Origin of the sequence: Acetobacter fabarum (assembly GCF_029069195.1) — a bacterium.
Taxonomy (GTDB): Bacteria; Pseudomonadota; Alphaproteobacteria; order Acetobacterales; family Acetobacteraceae; genus Acetobacter; species Acetobacter fabarum_A.
Genome location: NZ_JARDYK010000018.1, coordinates 1 through 22,212, shown reverse-complemented (window position 1 = coordinate 22,212; position 22,212 = coordinate 1). Strand labels below are relative to the sequence as shown.

Annotated in this window: 15 protein-coding genes and 1 tRNA gene; 11 read left to right on the top strand and 5 right to left on the bottom strand. The window is 56.5% G+C overall.

The genetic code is table 11. The annotated features are described in order from the left end of the window. Window positions 1-248 precede the first annotated feature (248 nt). On the top strand, window positions 249-1,151 hold the full coding sequence (locus PY793_RS13510) for an arginase family protein (RefSeq protein WP_275178516.1): 903 nt from the start codon (window positions 249-251) through the stop codon (window positions 1,149-1,151). Between the two features lie 159 nt (window positions 1,152-1,310). On the opposite strand, the gene PY793_RS13505 is transcribed toward PY793_RS13510, so the two are convergent. Both PY793_RS13505 and PY793_RS13500 read right to left on the bottom strand, forming a co-directional pair. Beyond that, complete coding sequence (locus tag PY793_RS13505) at window positions 1,311-1,742, bottom strand: hypothetical protein (protein WP_275178515.1); 432 nt, start codon at window positions 1,740-1,742, stop codon at window positions 1,311-1,313. Between the two features lie 374 nt (window positions 1,743-2,116). After that, a complete protein-coding gene (locus tag PY793_RS13500; protein WP_275178514.1) occupies window positions 2,117-4,126 on the bottom strand; it encodes an AAA family ATPase in 2,010 nt (669 codons plus the stop codon). 430 nt (window positions 4,127-4,556) lie between these two features. Between PY793_RS13500 and PY793_RS13495 the strand changes: the two genes are divergently transcribed. The 7 genes from PY793_RS13495 (at window position 4,557) to PY793_RS13465 (ending at window position 13,785) form a co-directional block, all read left to right on the top strand. After that, entirely contained in the window at window positions 4,557-5,195 is a 639-nt protein-coding gene (locus PY793_RS13495; protein ID WP_275178513.1) for a tyrosine-type recombinase/integrase, read from the top strand. A gap of 8 nt (window positions 5,196-5,203) precedes the next feature. Continuing rightward, entirely contained in the window at window positions 5,204-5,542 is a 339-nt protein-coding gene (locus PY793_RS13490; protein ID WP_275178512.1) for a type II toxin-antitoxin system Phd/YefM family antitoxin, read from the top strand. Next, window positions 5,539-5,922: a type II toxin-antitoxin system VapC family toxin gene (locus PY793_RS13485; protein ID WP_237938449.1), complete on the top strand. Its 384-nt coding sequence runs from the start codon at window positions 5,539-5,541 to the stop codon at window positions 5,920-5,922. Before PY793_RS13490 ends, PY793_RS13485 begins: the two co-directional genes overlap by 4 nt. Window positions 5,923-5,991: 69 nt before the next feature. Beyond that, the gene (locus PY793_RS13480) at window positions 5,992-8,454 is read left to right on the top strand and encodes a type I restriction-modification system subunit M (RefSeq protein ID WP_275178511.1); all 2,463 of its coding nucleotides are present in this window, start codon (window positions 5,992-5,994) and stop codon (window positions 8,452-8,454) included. After that, on the top strand, window positions 8,447-9,748 hold the full coding sequence (locus tag PY793_RS13475) for a restriction endonuclease subunit S (protein WP_275178510.1): 1,302 nt from the start codon (window positions 8,447-8,449) through the stop codon (window positions 9,746-9,748). Before PY793_RS13480 ends, PY793_RS13475 begins: the two co-directional genes overlap by 8 nt. A gap of 15 nt (window positions 9,749-9,763) precedes the next feature. After that, a complete protein-coding gene (locus PY793_RS13470) occupies window positions 9,764-13,033 on the top strand; it encodes a type I restriction endonuclease subunit R (RefSeq protein WP_275178509.1) in 3,270 nt (1,089 codons plus the stop codon). Continuing rightward, complete coding sequence (locus tag PY793_RS13465) at window positions 13,033-13,785, top strand: M48 family metallopeptidase (RefSeq protein WP_275178508.1); 753 nt, start codon at window positions 13,033-13,035, stop codon at window positions 13,783-13,785. The genes PY793_RS13470 and PY793_RS13465 overlap by 1 nt, the downstream gene beginning before the upstream one ends. A 208-nt stretch (window positions 13,786-13,993) precedes the next feature. Here PY793_RS13465 and PY793_RS13460 read toward each other — a convergent pair whose 3' ends face one another. Both PY793_RS13460 and PY793_RS13455 read right to left on the bottom strand, forming a co-directional pair. Beyond that, a complete protein-coding gene (locus PY793_RS13460; RefSeq protein WP_275178507.1) occupies window positions 13,994-14,641 on the bottom strand; it encodes an SOS response-associated peptidase in 648 nt (215 codons plus the stop codon). A gap of 13 nt (window positions 14,642-14,654) precedes the next feature. Further along, window positions 14,655-16,364 carry an ATP-dependent helicase gene (locus tag PY793_RS13455; protein WP_275178506.1) on the bottom strand — a complete coding sequence of 570 codons (1,710 nt, stop codon included), beginning with the start codon at window positions 16,362-16,364 and terminating at the stop codon, window positions 14,655-14,657. Between the two features lie 156 nt (window positions 16,365-16,520). On the opposite strand from PY793_RS13455, the gene PY793_RS13450 reads away from it, so the two are divergent. The 3 genes from PY793_RS13450 to PY793_RS13440 are packed head-to-tail and all read left to right on the top strand — an operon-like array spanning window position 16,521 to window position 21,926. Beyond that, window positions 16,521-17,318, top strand: a complete 798-nt coding sequence (locus tag PY793_RS13450) for an ImuA family protein (RefSeq protein WP_275178505.1) — start codon at window positions 16,521-16,523, stop codon at window positions 17,316-17,318. Beyond that, complete coding sequence (locus PY793_RS13445; RefSeq protein WP_275178504.1) at window positions 17,203-18,756, top strand: DUF6504 family protein; 1,554 nt, start codon at window positions 17,203-17,205, stop codon at window positions 18,754-18,756. Before PY793_RS13450 ends, PY793_RS13445 begins: the two co-directional genes overlap by 116 nt. Then, a complete protein-coding gene (locus PY793_RS13440) occupies window positions 18,753-21,926 on the top strand; it encodes an error-prone DNA polymerase (protein WP_275178503.1) in 3,174 nt (1,057 codons plus the stop codon). The genes PY793_RS13445 and PY793_RS13440 overlap by 4 nt, the downstream gene beginning before the upstream one ends. A 175-nt stretch (window positions 21,927-22,101) precedes the next feature. Here the strand turns inward: PY793_RS13440 and PY793_RS13435 are convergent. Continuing rightward, window positions 22,102-22,178, bottom strand: a tRNA-Met gene (locus PY793_RS13435). Window positions 22,179-22,212: the final 34 nt, after the last annotated feature.

The window sequence follows — 22,212 nt, the reverse complement described above, 5'->3', positions numbered from 1 at the left end:
AAGTTTCCTGTACCCCGGTTCGCTCACCCATCATCTGCCGACACTCCTTGACTGATGACGACTGAATCAGGAAGCCATGATTATTTCAAGAGCGACTTTTTCAACAGAATTGCCTCAAAGTGGACAGTTAGCCCAATCTTTTTAGATTCCCGAAAGCAGACCTTAATCACCTATAAGCGTATTGGACTTTCTATACATAATAACCCTCGCATTCCTTCAGTTAAACTGCGAAGCCATAAGAACATTGCATGCAACTTGTTCTCGCCCCGTCAAACCTTGGACTGACTCCCCTCCATGGCGGGCATGTCCCCGGAACATGGCGCGCACCTGAAGCTCTTATGGACGCCGGCCTCGGGAGGGGCATGAAATACAGCCACCTTCATAACCTTCCGATACCGGATTATCGTTCTGAGGCTCAGGTGGGAACGCGTATTCGGAACGGGCATGCCATTCGTGCTTACGACCTCGTCCTTGGAGAAACGGTTGGGAGTATCTGTAAATCAGGTGAACTCGCGCTTGTTATCGGCGGAGACTGCTCTCTGTTGCTTGGAGCACTGGTAGGCGCTCGACAGGGTGGCCCTGTTTCACTGGTCCATATCGACGGACACAGCGACTTCAGGCACCCGGGGAATTACGATCCAGCAGCAGTTCTCAGCGGTGCGGCCGGTATGGATCTGGCGCTCGCAACCGGACGAGGAGAAGCGCTTCTAACTGTCTGGCCTGGCGTGTCAGGCCCGCTGGTTTCAGATGTAAATGTCATCCAGATTGGTGAGCGTGAAAGTCACGATCCCGACTTTGCGTGGCCCGATATCGCAGACACGGCGATTGCGCAGGTTGATATCTTTGAAGCCCTGAAGATCAGTCCGTCAGGTCTTTCCCAGCGGATCGATGATGTGCTTCGTCGATTACCTGAGCAGAGTTTTTGGATCCATTTCGACGTCGATGTAATGGATCAGGCGATCATGCCCGCAGTGGATTGTCCGGGTTCTCCTGGCCTTTCACTCGAATATTTGGTCCAGATCCTCTCTCCCCTTGTATCCAGCGCGCGATGCTTGGGCATGACTCTGACTATTTACGATCCTGATCGGGATCCGACGGGGCGATGTAGCACGACTATCATCGATATCCTTCGCACTCTCCCTTTTCGGTGAGCATGTTTGCATAACAGCGCAATTCACGAAACCATGTGTCTACAACTCAGACATCAGGGGGCGCCGTCAAAGGCAACATGCAGAGTGTGCAACACGTTTCTGAAGCCCGGGAAATCTTGGACCGTATTAACGGATCAACATTGGAGCCTAATCTAATCGCTAAAAAGGTAACGGTACGATGTCCGGTTCGACCCATTTCCTCCGAGCTGTCACGCTGAACAACGTCGCTCGTTCCCAATAGGCCCGGAGCCAATCTGGACGACCAAACTCCGATGCCAGGAGCGAGTGGAGGACGGCATAAAGGGGTGTGTCTGATGGAAAGCCGGTCAGATAGTCGCGTGTTGCCCGCATTGATGCGAGAGTGATGGTATGGTGATAACCGCTGGTATCTGTGTTGGCGGTATGCGTCGCGTCATTGTAGCGTGTAATAATCGTCCTGATTTCATCAGGTCTCGTGAGATAGGGACGATGTCGGGTGAGCCAGAGTGCTGTCGCGAAATGACCGGCATGGGTCCACTCGCTTTTTGGAAGACTGCGGTCGATCGGGCGCAGCGCGAGACGTTCAATAGATTTGTCGTCGGAGAATGACATAGCCTGTTGTCCTGTGATTAAGGCCCAACCGGCATAAGGAACCCCGCCGACTGGGCGGGGTGGTGAACTGAACGATGCTGGCGATCTTGTTTAAAGATCCACTGAACCGAACGCGTACACGAACGCCGCCTGACGATGACGGAGCTGTTGCTGACGGACTGTAAATATCCTGTTCATATTGGTATCGTAATATCAGATTGACTCTTATTCAAGCAGACGATGTTCGGGGCAGCGGACCTTCCGCTCCCCCCCCAAAAAAAACTGCCTGTCAGTTCAACAGAAATAGACCCGGAAAACATGGTAGCCACCTGTGACTAAGGCGGCGTCCATCTTGAAATGAAATTATTTTGTCTGACATTTTCTCACAAAAAGATTTATTTTAGTGCAGCATTGATATCTGTAATCAACTTTGTCCAAGCGGTTCTTTCGAGTTCAGAAAGCACTTCAAAATTGTTATCGCGTGTCCAGCGCAGAAAAGCCTTTGCCAGCTTGTATTTGCTAAATCCGGTTATATTTGAGAAAATATCTACTAAAGGACGGCTGGCCTGCTGAGTAGCTTGGTCAACAACATCCCAACCAAGCTGATCTCGTGCGATAATTGGAAGAGTATCGCGTAGGAGATCTTCGATCTCTGCTTTCGCTATAGCCGGTGCATAGTCCTTTGTCCGCAGAATGCCTTTCCGGCCGAGCTTGTGGATGAGAGTGTCCTGCTTGGCTGCCGCGTCTCCCGCGCTATCAGAGTCTAAAAGGGCCGCGACCTTGAGGTTGTGTGCGTGCAAGATTGTGGCGAAGTAAACGACCTTTCCAGCTGTGCCAGCTGTCACAAGAGCGATCTTGTCGTTGAGCTTGATGCCGCCGCCATCCGCAAAAAGTGCGGCCACACCCTCAAGATACCATTCGTCTGTCAGGCCCTCGAGCACGAGATTTCGTCTCTGCGCAAATAAGCTCTGAGCGAGATCGTAACCCAAAGCTTCTTGGAGCGGCAACAATGCTGCCGGATCGCTGGATGTGACTGTGGTGTGCACCTTTGTACCGATGTTGCGGTCATTCAATTCCACAACGCGCACATAGTCGAGCTCGTTCGGGCCTACTAAGAAGGGGGAGTGGGTTGTGTAAATAGTCTGGTTCTTAGCCGCGAGCTTAGTGATGGTTTCACGAAATTCGCGCTGTTTGAGCGCGTGCAAGCTCATGCCAGGTTCGTCCAAAAGCAAAATCGCGTTTTCGTGCCTGTCGGCTGCCTCCGCAAAAAAGACAACGAAGAACGAGACGAGCCACTGGAAGCCTTCCGAGCGCTGATCCAGCTCAATCTCCACCCCAAGCTCATCCTCGACCACGACCTTAAGGTACTGGCCATCAACATCAAGGCGAAGTCGGTCTGCTTCGGGTCGGGTGCTGGAAGGTTTCCAGACAGAGCGGATCTCGTTCGTGAGCTGAACACTGGCAGAGTTGAGTTGATACTTCCGCCTGTCAAGCTGGTCACGATATGTTTTGAGGGCTTCGGGCTTGTTCGCCGGTGGTTCCGGTGCCTTTCCGAGATCAGAGAGGTCTCGCGCAGTAAAGCCCAGCAGTTGTAAAAGGCACTTATTGCCGTAGTCGTATTGCTCGTCGTCCAAGGTGTTAGATTGCAAGCGATCGGCTAGGTGACCAAGATGGATGAGGGGCCGGACCCGGAAGTAGTTGCTGAACAGTACGAAGACGGGGATACGATCATGTAGGGTGTTGAGCGCCAAATCGCGATCAGCGCCTATTGAGAGCGCCGCTTGCAGCCGGTCAATGCGGGTGTCTTCAGAATCATCTGCATGAGCAATCAAAGTGTTTACCCATCTTTTTAAAGCGTCAGAAAGCTCTCCAGATACTGAGTCTTCGTCACTCAAGTCCTTCAACAGAGCATTGAGCTTATCGGTCTGCGCTGTCGAGGCCACAACGCTATCGGCGACTGGGGTGCGACCGTCGACATGAGCCGCAAGTCGGATCATATCCCTTCTGATCGATCCTACCGTCGGCAACGCTGGAGCTCCGATTAGGCTATGCGAAGCATTGTTAGATATGTATCGCGTGAAGGTGTAGCCTTCAATGCCCCGCATCGAAACGGGGAGAGCCATCACGTCCTCCTCGTCTAAAGTAAATACGACGGTGGCGACTGGTACCTTTTTCGGGTCAACCTTCCCTGTGGTGATATTATTATACTTGGCGCGCGGATAATCGCGCAGTGTATCAAGACGCTTTACGCCCTGCGGCGGATTGATCTGCTGCAAGGCTTGCAGAACCGCCGTTTTACCTGCCTCATTCGGGCCAACTAGGATAGTCTTGGCAGACTCAACTTCGAAGATGCCTGTGTCAAGAACACTTCTATAGTTCTGTATATGAGCCGTTTTTAATTTCATGACATCCTATCCCGCTTGCAATGCACGCTGGCCCGTGCTCGACCGTCTCATTTAGAAGCGCCGTCACTTTAGCAACTCCCCCAATTCATTATCCATAATTACTGGTAAGGATGGGTCTCACGGATAATATCCCTATTTTAGCTTGGCTCATAATTTAAGACAATGGAGCAGCTTAAGCCTCTTATTTGAAAAATGAATGTCCGGAATCAGTTGCTTCCAGCCGAAACCGGACATACCGCTTTCCCTCCCTGAACTGCCTGTCCGCTCAAGGAACGTGAAGCGGACAGGCGGCAGACGCCTTCATGTCGGTCATAAGCGGAGCCGTTCAAGATTCCGGAAAGCGGACGGTCAGCAATAGTTCTCGTTATCCGCCGATGTTCTCCTCCAGACTTCTGATTGCTGCATGTGCAGCTGATCAGGAGAAAGTATCATGGAAAAGAAAACGCGTTTTCCATCGCCTACGCTGAAGGCGTCCGTACCCTGGAATGCCGGAAAAATGGTTGGTGCCAAGCGCGCACTCAAAGAGAAGCACGTCTGGGCTATTCGGTTCTGGCTGGGGAGCGAACAGCGTGTCAGAGACAGAGCTTTGTTTGATCTTGCTCTCGATAGCAAACTCAGGGGCTGCGATCTTGTCAGCCTTCGTATCGGCGACATCGTTACCAGCGGTCAGGTGCGCCACCGAGCCATGGTCGTCCAGCAGAAAACCCGGCGGCCTGTGCAGTTTGAGATTACGGAAACGACGCGCGCGAGTGTGCGAACGTGGCTGGAGCATCGCGGTAGTGGCCTGAATGAGTATGTTTTTCCCAGCCGCCTAAGCGCCAAAGCTCACCTGAGCACGAGGCAATACGCCCGGCTTCTGGATCAATGGGTTCAGGCGATAGGACTTATCCCCGGGGAATATGGAACTCATTCGCTCCGCCGGACTAAGGTTGCCATGATTTACAAACGAACCGGCAATATCCGAGCTGTGCAGATCCTGCTGGGTCATACAAAGCTGGATAGTACGGTTCGATACCTTGGGGTGGATGTAGAGGACGCTCTGGCGCTGTCGGAAGCCACTGATCTCTGAAATTGAATATGTCTCAGGAATTCTCTACCTCCTCCTTGTGTGTACATGTTATGATGACACACAAGGAGGAGACCATGAGCGAGCATCTTTCAGATAACGCACCATCACCACAGAAAATCGGTGTTCGGGAGTTCCGGGGAAACCTGACAGCGTATCTACGTCAGGTCAGGCAGGGCAGTACGATCTTGGTGACGTCTCATGACCAGGTCGTAGCCGAACTGCGGCCGCCGGCTCCTTCCTATCGCCCCCGTCGTCAACCCGGCGCATTGCGCGGACGGATCAGAATAAGCGAAGATTTTGATGAGACACCGCCGGATCTTCTTGAAAGCATGGAACGCGACCTGTGAAGGTTCTACTTGATACGCATGCGTTGCTGTGGTGGCTTTCTGACTCCGACCGGTTGGGTGAGACTGCACGGGAAATCATCGCAGACCCGGTCCACGATATTCTGGTGAGTATCGTGTCACTCTGGGAGATTGCGATCAAAATCCGTATCGGAAAGCTGGATGCGGATATGAACGATATTCTAGCAGCCATTCCTGAAGAAGGTTTCTCTCTATTACAAATACAGACCGAACACCTACAGATCCTGATGTCTTTGCCTCTCCAGCATCGTGATCCGTTTGACCATCTCCTTATGGCGCAGGCGCAAGCTGAACACGCCACATTCCTTTCGGATGACGGGCAAATGGATCAATATCCCATCAAGAGAATACGCTGTTCGTGAAGCACGGAAACTGTCGTCAGAATTCGTCTCGTGCCATAAACTGTGAGAAAGTCAGATTAGAGATTATCAATGCCACTTACCCTTTCTCAACTTGAACGACACCTGTTCAGTGCAGCGGATATTCTTCGAGGTAAAATGGATGCCTCAGAATTTAAGGAATATATCTTCGGAATGCTTTTCCTGAAGCGTTGTTCCGACGTTTTTGAAGAAGCGCGCCTTGAGGTAATTGAAAAGCGCATTGCCGCAGGCGCCTCGCATAAGCAAGCCGAAAAGGACGCCGAGAATAAGGTCTGGTATGGCCGCAGTGGTACTTTCTGGGTGCCTGAGCAATCCCGCTTTCAATATCTGACGGACGAAGCCCATGAGAACATCGGCGACATGCTCAACAAGGCACTTGCGGGCATAGAAGCGGAGAACATTGCCCTTGAAGGAGTTCTCGATCACATCGATTTCACAAGAAAGGTTGGACAAAGCAAAATCAGTGATCAGAAGCTTCGTCAACTGATCAGCCATTTCGGAGAAATTCGCCTTCGAAATGCGGATTTTGAATTCCCTGATCTTTTAGGCGCCGCCTATGAATATCTGATTGGCGAATTCGCTGACTCTGCCGGCAAGAAGGGCGGCGAGTTCTATACACCCCGGTCAGTCGTTCGTATGATGGTTCGTCTGCTGAAGCCGACCCTTGAACACGACATCTACGATCCATGCTGCGGTTCGGGCGGTATGCTCATCGCCGCGAAAGATTATATCGACGAGAACGGGCAGGATGGACGCAAGGCCAACCTGTTCGGGCAGGAATACTCGGGCACCGTCTGGTCGATCGCCAAGATGAACATGCAGCTTCATGGTATGAACAGCGCCGACCTGCGTAACGAGGACACCCTCGGAGAGCCGCTACACACCGAGAATGGAGAGCTTCTCCGGTTCGACCGGATCCTGACCAACCCGCCTTTTTCGCTCAATTGGGGCTCGAAAGACAAGGACAGGTCCGGGGAATATACTTGGCAGCCCAAATTCCGCGAACGTTTCTTTCATGAGGTTCCGCTGGGCTCCAAGAAGGCCGATCTTATGTTCCTGCAGCACATGCTGCATGTGACCCATGACGGCGGCATGATCGCAACCGTTATGCCGCACGGTGTCCTCTTTCGCGGCGGCGATGAAGCCAAGATACGACAGCAGATCATTGAAAATGACCAGATAGAAGCCGTTATCGGCCTCGGCCCGCAACTCTTTTACGGCACGGGCATCCCCGCCTGCGTCATCGTTCTGCGCCAACGCATCCACCGAGGCGCAAATCTCGCCTCGGGCAAGCCTGCCGAGCGTCAGGGCAAGGTGCTTTTCATCAACGCTGACCGTGAATACCTGGAAGGCCGCGCACAGAACCATCTGATGCCCGAGCATATCGAGAAGATCGTCACCACCTTCGAGGAATACCGTGCGATCCCCGGCTTCTCTGCCATCGTTGACCTTGAGACGTTGAAAGAGAATGACTGGAACCTCAATATCCGTCGTTATGCCGACAACGCTCCGCCCCCTGAGCCGCATGACGTACGCGCCCACCTGATCGGCGGCATTCCGAAGTCCGAGGTCGAAGCCAAGGCAGAACTGTTCAAATCCCACGGTCTGAATCCAATGGACCTGCTTACGCCTCGTGATGACCGCTATCTGGACTTCGCCGCCCACATCACCGTCAGGGCTGACATCAAACCGGCTATCGAGACCAACGCCAGCCTTGTGGTACGAGAGACCGATATCCGGGACAACTTCAACGGCTGGTGGGCCAACCACACCGACGACATCATCGCGCTTGCGGGCAATGAGAGCGCGACCTCTCTCATCAAACTACGCGACGAGCTTCTGTCCAGCTTCTCGAGCACGCTCGAAAGCCTCGCCATACTGGATCCGTTCACCGTACGAGGGATCATCGCGCAGTTCTGGAATCAGTCGCGGTTCGATTTCCTCACCCTCATGGCGCGCGGTACCACGGGAGTGGTGGACGCGTGGCGCATCTCCATCGTCACCGCACTGGAGGACAGGGGCAATAAGGAGAACCCGCTGGACCACAAGCTGGTCACCTTCCTGATGGGCAGCTTCGTGACCGAAATTGCCGGATTGGAAGCCCGCAAGGCCGAGCTGGAGGCGCAGATCAAGGCCACCACCGCCACGCCCGAAGAAGGCGAAGAAGAGGACGATGCCGAACAGCTGGATGAGAAGCAGGTCAAGGAATGGAAAAAAGAACTGACCAAGGTCAAAAAGACTCTTAAGTCTAAGAAAGATCAGTTCACTACCGAGCTCAACAAGGGCGTCGATGACCTGACGGATAAAGCGGCGGCCGAACTGCTGCTAAATATCCTGCATGAGGACATGCAAAAGATTCTGGCCCGCTACATCGCGGCGCAGCGTGGACAGATCGTGGTCGCCTTCGAAAACTGGTGGGACAAGTATCGCGTCACCCTGACCGAAATCGAAGATGCGAGGGAGACGGCGACCGAGAAACTGGCCGGGTTCCTGAAAGAACTTGGGTATGTCTAAGGTCTGCCTTCAAGAATGGCCAAAAAAGAAACTCGCTGATCTCTGTGAGATCAATATTGGCGGTACGCCATCAAGGAGCGTTCCTGCGTTTTGGGTGGAGCCTCCGGAAGGATATCCTTGGCTTTCCATCGCTGATATCAAAGAGAAGTATCTCTCTGAAACAAGAGAGCACATTACCGATCTCGGTGCTCGTAGTAGCAATGTTAAGGCCATTGCTCCTGACACAATGATAATGAGCTTCAAATTGAGTGTTGGTAAAGCTGGCATTGTGAAGGCGCCTATGTATTGCAACGAAGCAATTGCGATCTTTCAGCCATTTCACGGTCAGATAGATTATCGCTGGCTTTACTTCGCACTTCCACGAGTTGCCGCGACCGCGATAACTGACACTGCGGTGAAGGGTGCGACTTTCAACAAAGCTTCCTTGGCGAATTTGACGCTAACAGTTCCGGATGTATCAATACAATCCAAAATCGCCGAGATCCTCGATACATTGGACACGGCGATACGGGGGACCGAGGCGGTGGTGGCCAAGTTGAAGGCGATGAAGCAGGGGCTGCTACATGACCTGCTGACCCGCGGCATCGACGCAAACGGAGACCTTCGTCCCCCGCAGTCCGAGGTCCCCCATCTCTACAAGCAAACCCCGCTCGGCTGGCTGCCGAAGGAGTGGGAAGTCTGTGCGATGCAGGATTTGCTTGCTTCCGTCGATCCTGCGATGCGGTCAGGCCCCTTTGGGAGCGCACTCTTGAAGGAGGAATTGGTCAGCAAAGGCATTCCATTTCTTGGTATCGACAACGTTTTCGTCGAGCGCTTTGATCGAAATTACAAGCGCTTCGTAACTCCTCGCAAGTTTGTTCAACTGCACCGATATGCAGTTCGCCCCGACGATCTGATGATTACCATCATGGGGACGGTTGGTAGGTGTTGTCTCGTCCCAGACGATGTGGGTGAAGCATTATCATCCAAGCACACATGGACTATTTCGTTGGATCAGACAAAGTATTCACCCTATCTGGCTATGCTTCAGGTGAATTACTCAGACTGGGTTCTTCGCCATTTTTCCAAAGACCAGCAAGGTGGTACGATGTCCGCCATCCGGAGCGAGACCATTCGGTCCACGCAATTACCTGTGCCGCCACGCGACGAGCAGGAGAGTATTGAGGCCATCCTTTCGGAATTGTCTGTCCGTCTAAGCGAGGAAGAGACCATTTTGAAAAAGTATAGTCTCCAAAAAATCGGCCTGATGGACGACCTGCTCACCGGCAGGACGTCTGTCACGCCCCTGCTGTAACCGAAGAGTCCGCTAATGGGACATGAATACAACGATGTCGAAAAGCCCTTTATCGACCAGTGTGTCGCCATGGGCTGGACCGCTCAGACGAGCAGCAAGGATGACCCCGGTCTGACAGGACGCACCAGCTTCAGGGAGGTCATCAGTGAGGCCGCCCTGCGCGAGCGCCTGCGCGCGATCAATCCCGGCCCGGATGGCAAACCCTGGCTTGATGATGCACGCCTCTCGGAAGCCGTCAGCGCTCTCACCCGCCACGGACAGCACGGACTGATGGAGGCGAACGAGGCGGTTACGGAACTGCTCCTCAAAGGCTTGACAGTCGAGGGCCTGCCCAGCTGGGACGGCGGACGCGGCCAGACAATCCGTTACATCGCTTGGGACGATGTGGCGGCCAACAGCTTTACCGTCGCTAACCAGTTTCGTGTCGATTGCCCACCCGGCCACGACGTGGGCAAGGGCTTCATCATCCCCGATATCGTGATGCTGGTGAACGGCATTCCTGTGGTGGTGGTCGAGGCGAAAAGTCCCGGCATCCCTGAGCCGCTGGACGAAGCTGTCAAACAGCTCCGCCGCTATCACAACGCCCGCAAGGCTGCTCTGGAAGTCGAGGAAAACGAGGGCGCGCCTGCTCTCTTTGCCTCGGTTCAGTTACTGATTGCCACAAGCTTCGATCAGGCCCGTGTGGGCTGCATTGGTGCGGGGCTGGATTACTACGGCCGGTGGAAGACGGTTGTGGGGCCAGATGGCACTGGCTCTGAAGATGATGTAGCGGCCGCACTGGGAAAAAAGGGCCTTTCGGAGCAGGAACGCCTTGTCGCCGGAATGCTGTGCCCCGCACATCTTCTGGATATCCTGCGGCACTATCTGCTGTTCATGACTGTGGATGGTCAGACCATCAAGACAGTTTGTCGATATCAGCAGTACCGTGCCGTGAACCATGCGCTGGAACGGTTACGTAACGGCAAAACGCGGGTACAAGACGGCGAGTATGATCGTCGTGGTGGCATCGTCTGGCATACGCAAGGTTCCGGTAAAAGTCTGACCATGGTGTTTATGATCCGCAAGATGCGAACGGATCTGACCTTGCGGAAGTTCAAGGTCATCATGGTCACTGACCGGAAGGACTTACAGCGGCAGTTGTCCGAGACGGCGGCGCTGTCGGGCGATGTGGTCGAACTTGCGAAGAGCAATTACTCTCTAAAGAAGTTGGCGCGGCGGAAAGGTCCTGGTCTGGTCTTCGCCACGATCCAGAAATACCGGACGGATGAAGCCGTGGCCGAAGTTACCAAAGGGCCTGTCTTCGAGGTATTGAATGAGGATGAGACGATCGTCGTGGTCGTGGATGAGGCGCATCGGACACAGGCGGGCGATCTCCACGCAAACCTGATGGCCGCTCTGCCGAACTGTGCACGGATCGGGTTTACCGGCACCCCGATCATCATGGGGGAGAAGAAGCGTACCACTCAGATCTTTGGCGAGTTCATCGACAAATATACGATCAAGGAAGCCGAGGCAGATGGTGCGACGGTGCGGGTTCTGTACGAGGGGCGCACTGCCGAAGGAGCGGTCAAGGACGGCACCACGCTGGACGGCTTGTTCGAGGACATGTTCCGTGGCCATACGGATGAAGAGCTTGAAGCGATCCGGAAGAAATACGCGACCAAGGGAAATATCCTGGAAGCGCCAGCCCTGATCGCCGAAAAGGCGCGTGATATGCTTCGGCACTATGTGACCAACCTGCTGCCGAATGGGTACAAGGCGCAGGTGGTGGCTTACAGTCGTATGGCCGTGGTGCGTTACCATGCAGCGTTTCTTGAAGCCCGTGATAAACTACTGGCCGAGGCAGCGGCGCTTTCGGATTACGACAAGGGCATAGACGACGAAATGCTCTGCACGAAACCTGAGAAGCTGCAGGCGCTGGTTCAGGCGTGGCGATATCGGGCAACCCTTGAAAAGATCGAATTCGCGGCGATCATATCCGGGGGCAACAACGATGATGCGTCCTGGAAGCAATGGACTGAAGGGGCTGCTCAGGAAAACCGGATCAAGCGTTTCAAGAAGCCATTGTTCCATAAAGACCAGACGAAAACCGATCCGCTGGCCTTCCTGTTCGTCAAATTGATGTTACTCACAGGCTTCGATGCCCCGATTGAGGGAGTCATGTACCTTGATCGACCCATTCGGGAAGCCGAACTGCTACAGGCCATAGCACGTGTGAATAGAACTGGCTTTGGCAAAACTTGTGGCATCGTCGTCGATTACTTCGGGGTGGCGCACCATTTGAAGGCCGCCCTTGCTGCATATTCCGACGACGATATTGATGGTGCCCTGGCCAGTCTCAAGGACCAGATCCCGGTTCTTCGTGATCGTCATATCCGTGTAGTGGATATCTTCATGCGCGCCGGTCTTGATGACCTGTCCGACGACGAAAGCTGTCTCCAGGCGCTTTCGACGGAAAAGGCTCGAGCTGAGTTCACTGTCAAACTCGGGGATTTCCTGAAATCACTGGAAATCATCCTTCCACGTCCTGAAGGTCTGCCCTTTGTCCGTGATGCCAAACGGCTTGCTTATCTTCAGGCGCGTGCACGTAATCGGTATCGGGATATTCCGGAGATCGGGTCCGACGTCGGTGCGAAAGTACGCAGGCTGATTGATGATCACGTCATTTCTCTTGGCATCAATCCAAAGATTCCACCGGTCCAGCTCACAGATGCCGAGTTCGACAATCAGGTTGGGCAAGCCTCGGGAAACAGGGCGAAAGCGTCGGAGATGGAACATGCCATCCGATCCCATATCCGAAAAAACCTTGAAACTGACCCTATTCGTTTCAAAAAGATGTCTGAAAGACTGAACGAGATCCTCAAGGGTTTTGGTCAGCAGTGGGATCGTATCATTGAGCAGCTTCAGGCCATCATTGGCGAGCTTCGCGGCGAAGCTAAGACCATGGATGATGAGACCAACTCAGACATTCCTGAAATCTATGTCCCATTCCTGCGCACGGTGCTCGCAGCTTGCCTGTCTGATAACGCCAGTTCTGCCGAACACCTTCATTCCTTGCACGAGATGACCCGCGAAGTCGTGGATCGTGTGATTGAGGAGGTTAGCGCAAACCGTTCTCTCTGGAGCAGCTTCAAGATGGCAGATCAGGAAAATCTGCGTTCCGAGATCTTCGAAATCATCCTCAACGCGCAGATACCGGGCTTTGGTATCTCAGAAGCAGAAGCCTTGGCGGGCCAGTTGATGCAGCAGGCCAAGGCCAACGACGACAAGCTAAGAGCAGCTTGATGGCGAAGCTTCCTCTGTCGCCCATCAGAACCGGTGGCAAGCCGACACGGGCAAGTGAAAAGCGCTTGGAGATTGATGGTCTCTCTTTCGAAGTCCATCGTAGTGATCGACGCAAGACTATGCAGATAACGGTCGAACGATCCGGCGAGCTCTCAATTGTGGCGCCCTCAAAGGCTGCCTCAGAGCAGTTAGTCGATTTCGTCGAAGAGAAGTTGCTCTGGATCCATACCAAGATCGAGGAAAAGTCGCGTTTACAGCAACGGGCTCCCATTAAATTGTTCGTTGAAGGTGAAGGTTTCCTGTATCTGGGTAAAAGCTATCGGCTCCGTCTGATCGATAATCAACTTGTGGATCTGTCCTTAAAGAATGGTCGTTTTTGTCTGCGAAAGAACTCCGTTCATCGAGGTCGGGAGATATTTGTTGCGTGGTATACCCGTCTCGCGCAGCAATGGTTTGAAAAACAGGTATTGGAACACGCGCACCGAATGGGCGTAGTGGTAAAGGAAGTCAAAGTACAAGACTTGGGCTTCCGGTGGGGATCGTTCGGTATGGGTGGACGGTTTTCATTCCATTGGAAGGCGATCCTCTTACCGCCCAGGATCGCACAGTATGTTGTCGTCCATGAGTTGGCACACGCTCACCATTCCGATCATTCTGCGAGATTTTGGAACAGGGTAGAACAGCATTTGCCAGATTGGCGTTGGCGGAAAGTCTGGCTCGCGGAGAATGGAATTCAAGTCGAGGGGCTGTGATTGATCTGATATCATCAGAGGATAATTCCGGCGCTGTCATGTATTTCTAAGGTAAGTACGATCATTCATTTCCAATACTTTAGGCGAACAAACATGGTCTAATGACTGCGTAACCCTACCCAAAGTCATCATGAATGTTAACGGTTCCAATGGCTGCTTTTCCGTTTTCCTGTCCAAATGCGGACTTACCGCAATCCCCCCGTTGCAGTCATTCCAAAGGCCGCGGAGGATCGACACAAGCAAGCATGCCATCCGACAAGGGGCGTTGAAGACGCAAAGCCTCGCTGACAGACGCATTCATCCACACGTCCAGTTCATCCGGCTGCCTCAGAATGACCGGCATGGCCTTCGGATGGATCGCCCCCACTTCGCTATTGGCGTCAGTGGTCAGAAACCCGAACAGATCATCCGTCGTCTCCCCGTCAGCCAGTTTCCGCACCGATGTCCACCGGCACCAGATCCCGGCAAAGAAAGCCAGCGGCTCTCCGTTGCTGCGGGCAAACCATGCCGGTCGTGATTTCCCGTCAGGCAGGCGCTCCGGCTCCGAGAAGGCGGTCAGCGGCACCAGACAGCGATGCGCCACCCCTTCCCAGCGCTTCCACCATGTCGAGGTCGGATTGCGGATATTGGTCACACCGCGATCCACCTTATGGCCTTTCAGGTAACCGGGCGGTGTCGGCATGCCCCAGCGCGCCATGACCAGTTCACGACCGCCTGCCCCGTTCCGCACAATCGGCGCCATGGTGTTCGGATAGATCTCGGGCAGCGACTGGAGATTGCCCGTGCGATCCTCAAGGACTTTGGCAATCTCCCGGATCGCCTGCGGATTCGAGGTCATGGAATAGAGATTGCACATCCGCGTTGCTCCCTTACGACCACATGCCGCGCAATCTGGCTGCCATATCGATCCTTACGGATTTCACCGCCTCCTGCCGGGCCTGTTCCTCCGGTTTCACGACAGGCCATGACACCGCTTCGAACAAAGGCAGCATGTCCCGGTCTATGAAACGTGTGCGCGAGGCATAGACATGCCGGTCGCCCCGGCTGTGCTGGCCATGCACATAGAAACGCTGCGGCACCATGATATCGAGACTGTCCTTCGCCCGCGTCATGGCCACATAGAGCAGGCGACGTTCCTCCTCGATGTCGTCCTGTTCACCGGTGGCCAGATCAGACGGAATGCACCCATCGACCGCATTCATCACGAAGACATTCTTCCATTCCTGCTCCTTGGCCGAATGAATGGTGGAGAGGATCAGATAGTCTTCATCCAGCAACGGCACGCCAGCCTGATCGGACGTCGCATCCGGCGGGTCCAGTGTGAGTTCGGTGAGGAACTTCTCTCGTGACGGATACCCCCCGGCGATCTGCTCAAGCTGCACCAGATCGGCCAACCGGGTGGCGACGTCCTCATGCAGCCGCTCCAGATGCGGCTCATACCAGTAACGCACGGCTGCGATCTCGCCCGGCCAGCCGACCTGATGGCTCCCGAACGCTGTCAGCATATTCACGAAACCCACCCAGGCCTCACCACTCCGCTGTGGCGCTTTGACATCCTTCAGCGCCTCGAAGGGATGGGCACTCTCCCCCATCGTATCCAGCACGCGTCGGGCCGAACCCGGTCCCACCCCCGGCAGAAGCTGCAAAACCCGAAAGCCCGCAATGCGATCCCGCGGGTTCTGGGCAAAGCGCAATAACGCCAACACATCTTTCACATGTGCACTGTCGAGAAACTTGAGGCCACCGAACTTCACGAACGGGATGTTGCGTCGGGTCAGTTCCACCTCCAGCGTGCCGCTATGGTGCGAAGCCCGGAACAGCACAGCCTGCTGCTTCATCGGCGTGCCGGCCTCACGCTCTTCCAGCACCCGATCCGCGATATAGTTCGCCTGCGCCGTGTCATCCCAGATAGTGACCAGTCGTGGCTTTTCCTCCGAAGCCCGTTCGGTCCACAGATCCTTGGTGAACCGCTCTGCCGCCTCGCCTATCACCGCATTGGCGGCATCCAGAATGGGTTTCGTCGAGCGATAGTTCCTATCCAGCGTCACCACACGGGAATAGATGGCAAGGCACGTGCCCTTGCCGGGAAACCGCTTCTCGGTTTTTGAAAACCCCAGATCATGCCGGATCAGATTCATCAGATCGGCGGAATCTTCCCGGTCATGGATCGAGAAGGCCGGGTCCGTACTGATCTGCTGGGCATACTCCCGCAGTAGCCGCGCACCGATGGAATGAAACGTCCCGGCCCAGGTCAGCGCGTCGGCCAGTGGACCGGTCCTGTCGCCCAGCACGGTTTTGCAGATGCGTTCTACCCGCCGCGTCATCTCCACACTGGCGCGGCGGGAGAAGGTCAGCAGCAGGATGCGGCGCGGATCAGCGCCCAAGGCGATCAGATGCGCCACCCGGTGCGCGAGTGTGTTGGTCTTGCCCGATCCGGCGCCAGCGATGACCAGCAGCGGGGATGAATCCGCTCCACCTGCCGGGACTCCGGTCCCGTGCGTGACGGCCTGCCGCTGGGCATCGTTCAGACGGGACAGATAGTCGTCGCAGTTTGGAACGGGAGAAAGTTCTGGATTCAATTCCTTAGCGCACTTTCATCAACGATACTGATCCAACATCGGACACCAGCATGCCGGATACGGAGCGAATTTGCATTGACTTGCGTAGCATGATTGGAACAAATCAGGAACATATAATCAGGAAATTTGCCTGCACAAGGACCGTCGAGCCGTGACATGACTGCTGAAACCCATAAAAAACCCGGTCTGGGGACGCTGCGGGCTGCGATCAGCCGTCTCGAAGGACACAGCGACCGTCGTCGCACGGTGCTGCCTTTTGGTGTGCGCGAAATCGACGCCCGTCTGCCCGGTGGCGGTCTGGCGCTGGGTGCCCTGCATGAGGTGGCCGGCGGAGGCAACGACGCCCTGCACAGTGCGGCGGCCGGCCAGTTCTGCGCCGGGATTGCGGCCCGCACACGTGGCAAGGTGCTCTGGATCGTCACCCGTCAGGATGTGTTCGCCCCCTCTCTCAAACAGGTCGGGCTGTCGGCACGGCGAACCATTTTTGTCGAGGCCAGTTCGGATGTCGATGTGCTGGCCTGCTTCGAGGAAGGACTGCGGCATGGCGGCCTTGGGGCCGTGGTCGCCGAGGTGGCGCGTCTGTCCATGACCGCATCCCGCCGTCTGCAACTGGCGGCTGAAACGTCCGGCTCTCTTGGCATCGCGATCCGCCGCTGGCGACGACAGACGGATGCGGCGGATTTTGGCCAGCCGACTGCCAGTGTGACACGCTGGCGGGTCTCCGTCCTGCCTTCCCTACCGTCGTTGCCGGTGCCCGGTGTGGGCCGTCCCCGCTGGCTACTGGAACTGATCCGTGCCCGTGCGGGCGAATGTGCCGATTTTGAAGTGGAGGCCTGTGATGCCAAAGGAAGGCTCGCCCCCTGTATCCCGGTCGCGGGTCGTCTCGCTTTACCTGCCGCTCTGGCCGACGGACCGGATCAGGAAGCGGCTTGGACCAGACGCGCCCGCGCCTGAAGTGCCGCTGGCGCTGGCCGGACGTGAAGGGCGGCGACGGGTCGTGTTGTCGGTCGATCTCGCCGCCCGCAAGCTGGGGCTGCGCTCCGGCATTCCGGTCGCCAAGGCCCAGGCGCTCTATCCCGACCTGGTACTGATGGACGCCGATCCCGAGGGCGACCGGCTGGGTCTGGAAAAGCTGGCGCTATGGTTCCAGCACCGAATTGCGCCCATTGTGGCGGTCGATACGCCGGACGGGCTGGTGCTGGACACGACCGGGGCGGATCACCTGCATGGGGGCGAGCTTCCCATGCTCAAGGATATGGTCCACCGCATGGCGGGAGCCGGTTTTTGCGCTCGGGCCGTAGTCGCGGACACCTGGGGGGCGGCCCATGCGCTGGCTCGCTATGGCCGGTTAGCGATTGCGGCTGTCCCTTCAGATAAAACGACCTCTGCTCTGGCTGATCTTCCCGTTGAAGCACTCCGCCTGCCCTCACCTATCATTGAGGGTCTGGCCACGCTGGGCGTATCCCGCATCGGACCACTGGCCGCCATGCCCCGCGCACCGCTGGCCTTGCGGTTTGGCCCCGACATCTCCCGCAGGCTGGATCAGGCGTTCGGGCGTATTGGTGAAGCCATCGTGCCTGTCCGCCCGGTTGATCCCGTGGAGGTCAGCCGTAATTTTGCCGAACCCATCGGCGCGGCCGAGACCATCGCCAAATACATTGGTAAGCTGGTGCCACTGCTCTGCCAGGGACTGGACGAACGTGGGCAGGGAGTGCGCCGCCTCGATCTGCTGCTGCATCGGGTAGACAGCCGCACCGAGGCGATCCGGGTCGCGACCGCCATGCCCGTGCGGGACGTCACACGCCTGACGCGACTGCTGTGCGAGAAAATCGAGACCATCGATCCGGGGTTCGGCATTGAGCGCATGGTGCTGATCGCCTCACTGGCGGACCCCATGGACCGGCGACAAACCGTTTCGTCCCTCATTGCAGAGGAAGAGACCGATGTGTCCGACCTGATCGACACGCTGGCCAACCGTGTCGGCACGCAGGCGCTCTATCGTTTTGCACCGGTGGAAAGCGACCTGCCCGAACGCTCCTTCTGCTGCGTGCCTGCGCTGGCGCCCGAGGAGACAAAGGACTGGCCCGAGCACTGGCCACGTCCGACACGCCTGCTGGCACGGCCCGAGCCCGTGCAGGCGATGGCGGAACTGCCGGACCAGCCGCCGCTGTTCTTCATCTGGCGGGGTGTGCGACGGAAGGTGAAATGCGCCGACGGGCCGGAACGCGTGTTCGGCGAATGGTGGAAGAATGACGCCGAACTGACCATTGCCCGCGATTACTTCAGGGTGGAGGACACGAGCGGCGAGCGCTTCTGGCTCTACCGGGCCGGTGATGGCGAACATGGCGAGACGGGCTCGCAGGGCTGGTTCCTGCACGGGATTTTCGGATGAGCACCTCGGCACCGCGTTATGCCGAATTGCAGGTGACGACCTATTTCTCGTTCCTGCGCGGGGCCTCTTCACCGATCGAACTGTTCGCGCAGGCAAAGGCTCTTGGCATCGAGGCACTGGGCATCTGTGACCGCAATTCTCTGGCGAGCATGGTGCAGGCCCATGTTGCGGCAAAAGAGGTCGGGCTCCGCCTTGTTGTGGGATGCCGTCTCGATCTGGCCGATTTCCCGCCCGTGCTCGTTTATCCGACGTACCGGGCTGCCTATGGCCGTCTCTGCCGCCTGCTGAGCCTCGGCAAGGCCCGTGCCGGGAAAGGGAAATGCCGTCTGCTCTGGGAAGATCTGGTGGTCTGGGGCGCGGGCCTGATCGTCGTCATGATCCCGGACACGGCGGATGATGCCTGCGCCCTGCACCTTCGCAAACTGAAAGAGGCCTTTGCCGACCGGGCCTATATGGCGCTGCCCCTGCTGCGTCGCCCCAATGACCAGATGCGGTTGTATGAACTGGCAAACCTGGCGCATCAGGCGCGTGTGCCAACCGTTGTGACCAATGACGTGCTGTTCCATACCCATGACCGCCGCATCCTGCAGGATGTCGTCACCTGCATCCGGCACAACACGACCATCGACGAGGCAGGCTTTGTCCGCGAACGTCATGCGGACCGTTATCTCAAACCACCTCAGGAGATGGGTCGACTGTTCGTGCGCTATCCCGAAGCGGTCGCCCGCACCATAGACATCGGGGAGCGCTGCCGGTTCTCGCTTGATGATCTGGCCTACCAGTATCCCGATGAAGTGTCCGTGCCCGGTCAGACACCCCAGCAGGCGCTGGAAGCGCTGACGTGGGAAGCGGCGGCACGCACCTATCCCGAAGGGGTCCCGGACGAAGTCCGCAAAAGCCTGAACCATGAACTCGGCCTGATCGGGCGCATGGAATACGCACCGTATTTCCTCACGGTGAACAGCATCGTCCGTTATGCCCGTAGCCAGGACATCCTTTGTCAGGGTCGTGGATCGGCCGCCAATTCTGCGGTCTGTTATGTGCTGGGCATCACCGCCATTGATCCGGCCCGTAACTCCCTCCTGTTCGAGCGCTTCGTCTCAGAGGAACGGGGTGAACCGCCGGATATCGATGTGGATTTCGAGCACGCACGACGCGAACAGGTCATCCAGTGGGTCTATGAGCATTACGGGCGTGACCGGGCGGCGTTGACAGCCGTGGTAATCCGCTATCGCGCCAAGGGGGCCTTGCGGGATGTCGGCAAGGTTATGGGGTTGCCGGAAGACCTGATCCGCACACTCTCGGGCCAGATTCATGGCTGGGGGCGCAAGCTGGACGATGACGCCCTCACTGACAGCGGCATTGATCTATCCGACCGGCGCATCCGTCTGACCCTTGATCTGGCCCGATGCCTGATCGGCGTACCCCGTCATCTGTCACAGCATCCCGGGGGATTTGTGCTGACGCATGACCGGCTGGATGAACTGGTGCCCATCGAACCGGCCTCCATGGAGGCGCGCCAGATTATCGAGTGGGACAAGGACGATATCGACGTCCTGAAATTCATGAAGGTCGATATTCTGGCGCTCGGCATGCTGACCTGCATGAAAAAAGGGCTCGACCTGCTGGCCGAGCACAAGGACCAGCATTTCACGCTTCAGAGTATTCCGGCCGAGGATCCACGCACCTACGCCATGATCCGCAAGGCGGATACGATCGGTGTATTCCAGATCGAAAGCCGGGCGCAGATGTCCATGTTGCCACGGCTCAAGCCGCGGGTGTTTTATGACCTCGTCATTGAAGTGGCGATCGTAAGGCCTGGCCCCATACAGGGGGACATGGTGCATCCCTATCTGCGTCGCCGCGAGGGCCTTGAGCCCGAAGACTATCCGACACCAGAACTGGAGGCCGTTCTCAGTAAAACACTTGGCATCCCGCTGTTTCAGGAACAGGCGATGCAGGTGGCCATGATCTGCGCCGGGTTCACCGCAGCCGAGGCCGATCAGTTGCGCCGGGCCATGGCGACGTTCAAAAATACAGGCACTGTCTCACAGTTTCAGAGACGGCTCATCGAAGGCATGCGCGCTAACGGTTACCCGGAAGAATTTGCAGAACGAATCTATCAGCAACTGGAAGGCTTTGGCTCCTACGGATTTCCCGAGAGCCATGCCGCCAGTTTCGCCATTCTTGCCTATTCGTCGTCCTGGATGAAATGCACTCATCCGGATGTGTTTCTGGCCTCGCTTCTGAATTCCCAGCCGATGGGGTTCTATGCCCCGGCGCAACTGGTTCGCGATGCCCGGGAACATGGTGTGGAAATCCGGCCCGTTTGCGTCAACGCCTCGCGCTGGGACAGCACATTGGAGGGACCGGAAAGGCAAGACGGGATGTTCGCCGTGCGGCTGGGCATGAGTCTGGTGAAGGGACTGGCCAATGACGATGCTGCCCGGATTGTTGCCGCTCGGGCCTCACGCCCGTTTACGTCGGTCGACGATCTGTGGCGTCGGGCCGGTGTGAAGGCGGCAGCTCTCACCCATCTGGCCGAGGCGGACGCGTTCCGCCCTTCGCTCGGGCTGGCAAGGCGCGAGGCGCTCTGGGCGATTAAGGCCTTACGGGACGAACCCTTGCCCCTGTTTGCGGCCACGGAAGTAACGCGAGAAGCGGAGGAGCCGGATGTGTTGCTTCAGCCCATGCGTGACGGGGCGGAGGTGGTACGGGACTATAATCGGCTTGGCCTGACCCTTCGGGATCATCCGCTGACCTTTCTACGCGAGGATCTTCGGGCACGGGACATCATAACGTGTCAGCAGGCGCTGGCGGCGAAGGACGGGAAGCGTCTCACCGTAGCGGGACTGGTGCTGGTCCGGCAGCGACCAGGATCGGCGGAAGGCGTGGTGTTCCTAACGCTGGAGGATGAGACGGCCAACATGAACGTCATCATCTGGCCGGATCTATTCGACGCCAACCGGCGCGTCGTGCTGGGCGGGCAGATGCTGGCCGTGAAAGGCATGCTGCAGAAGGAGGGCGAGGTCGTGCATCTGGTCGCGAAAGAGATCACGGACCTTTCCGGATTGCTGGCAGATGTCGGGAACCGATCCTCCGCAGACACCACCGCCAGCATAGACTCAGGCAGTGAACGTCTCGTCGTCAGATCGCGCAATTTCCACTAAGCAATGAGGCTTGGAACGGACATCACGCTATCGTGATAATGCCCCATTTTAGCTCAAACTACGCTGCGCTTTCACTCCCATTTGCATCCTATGTGCATCCTGCGGGGGATTTTGGGCACAAAAAAAGCCACCCTTCCGGATGGCTTTTCTTCTGTCTTTTCAGACACTTAGCGTGTGGTTGCGGGGGTAGGATTTGAACCTACGGCCTTCAGGTTATGAGCCTGACGAGCTACCGGGCTGCTCCACCCCGCGATGGTGAGAGTAATGATTTTGCGTTGATTATATT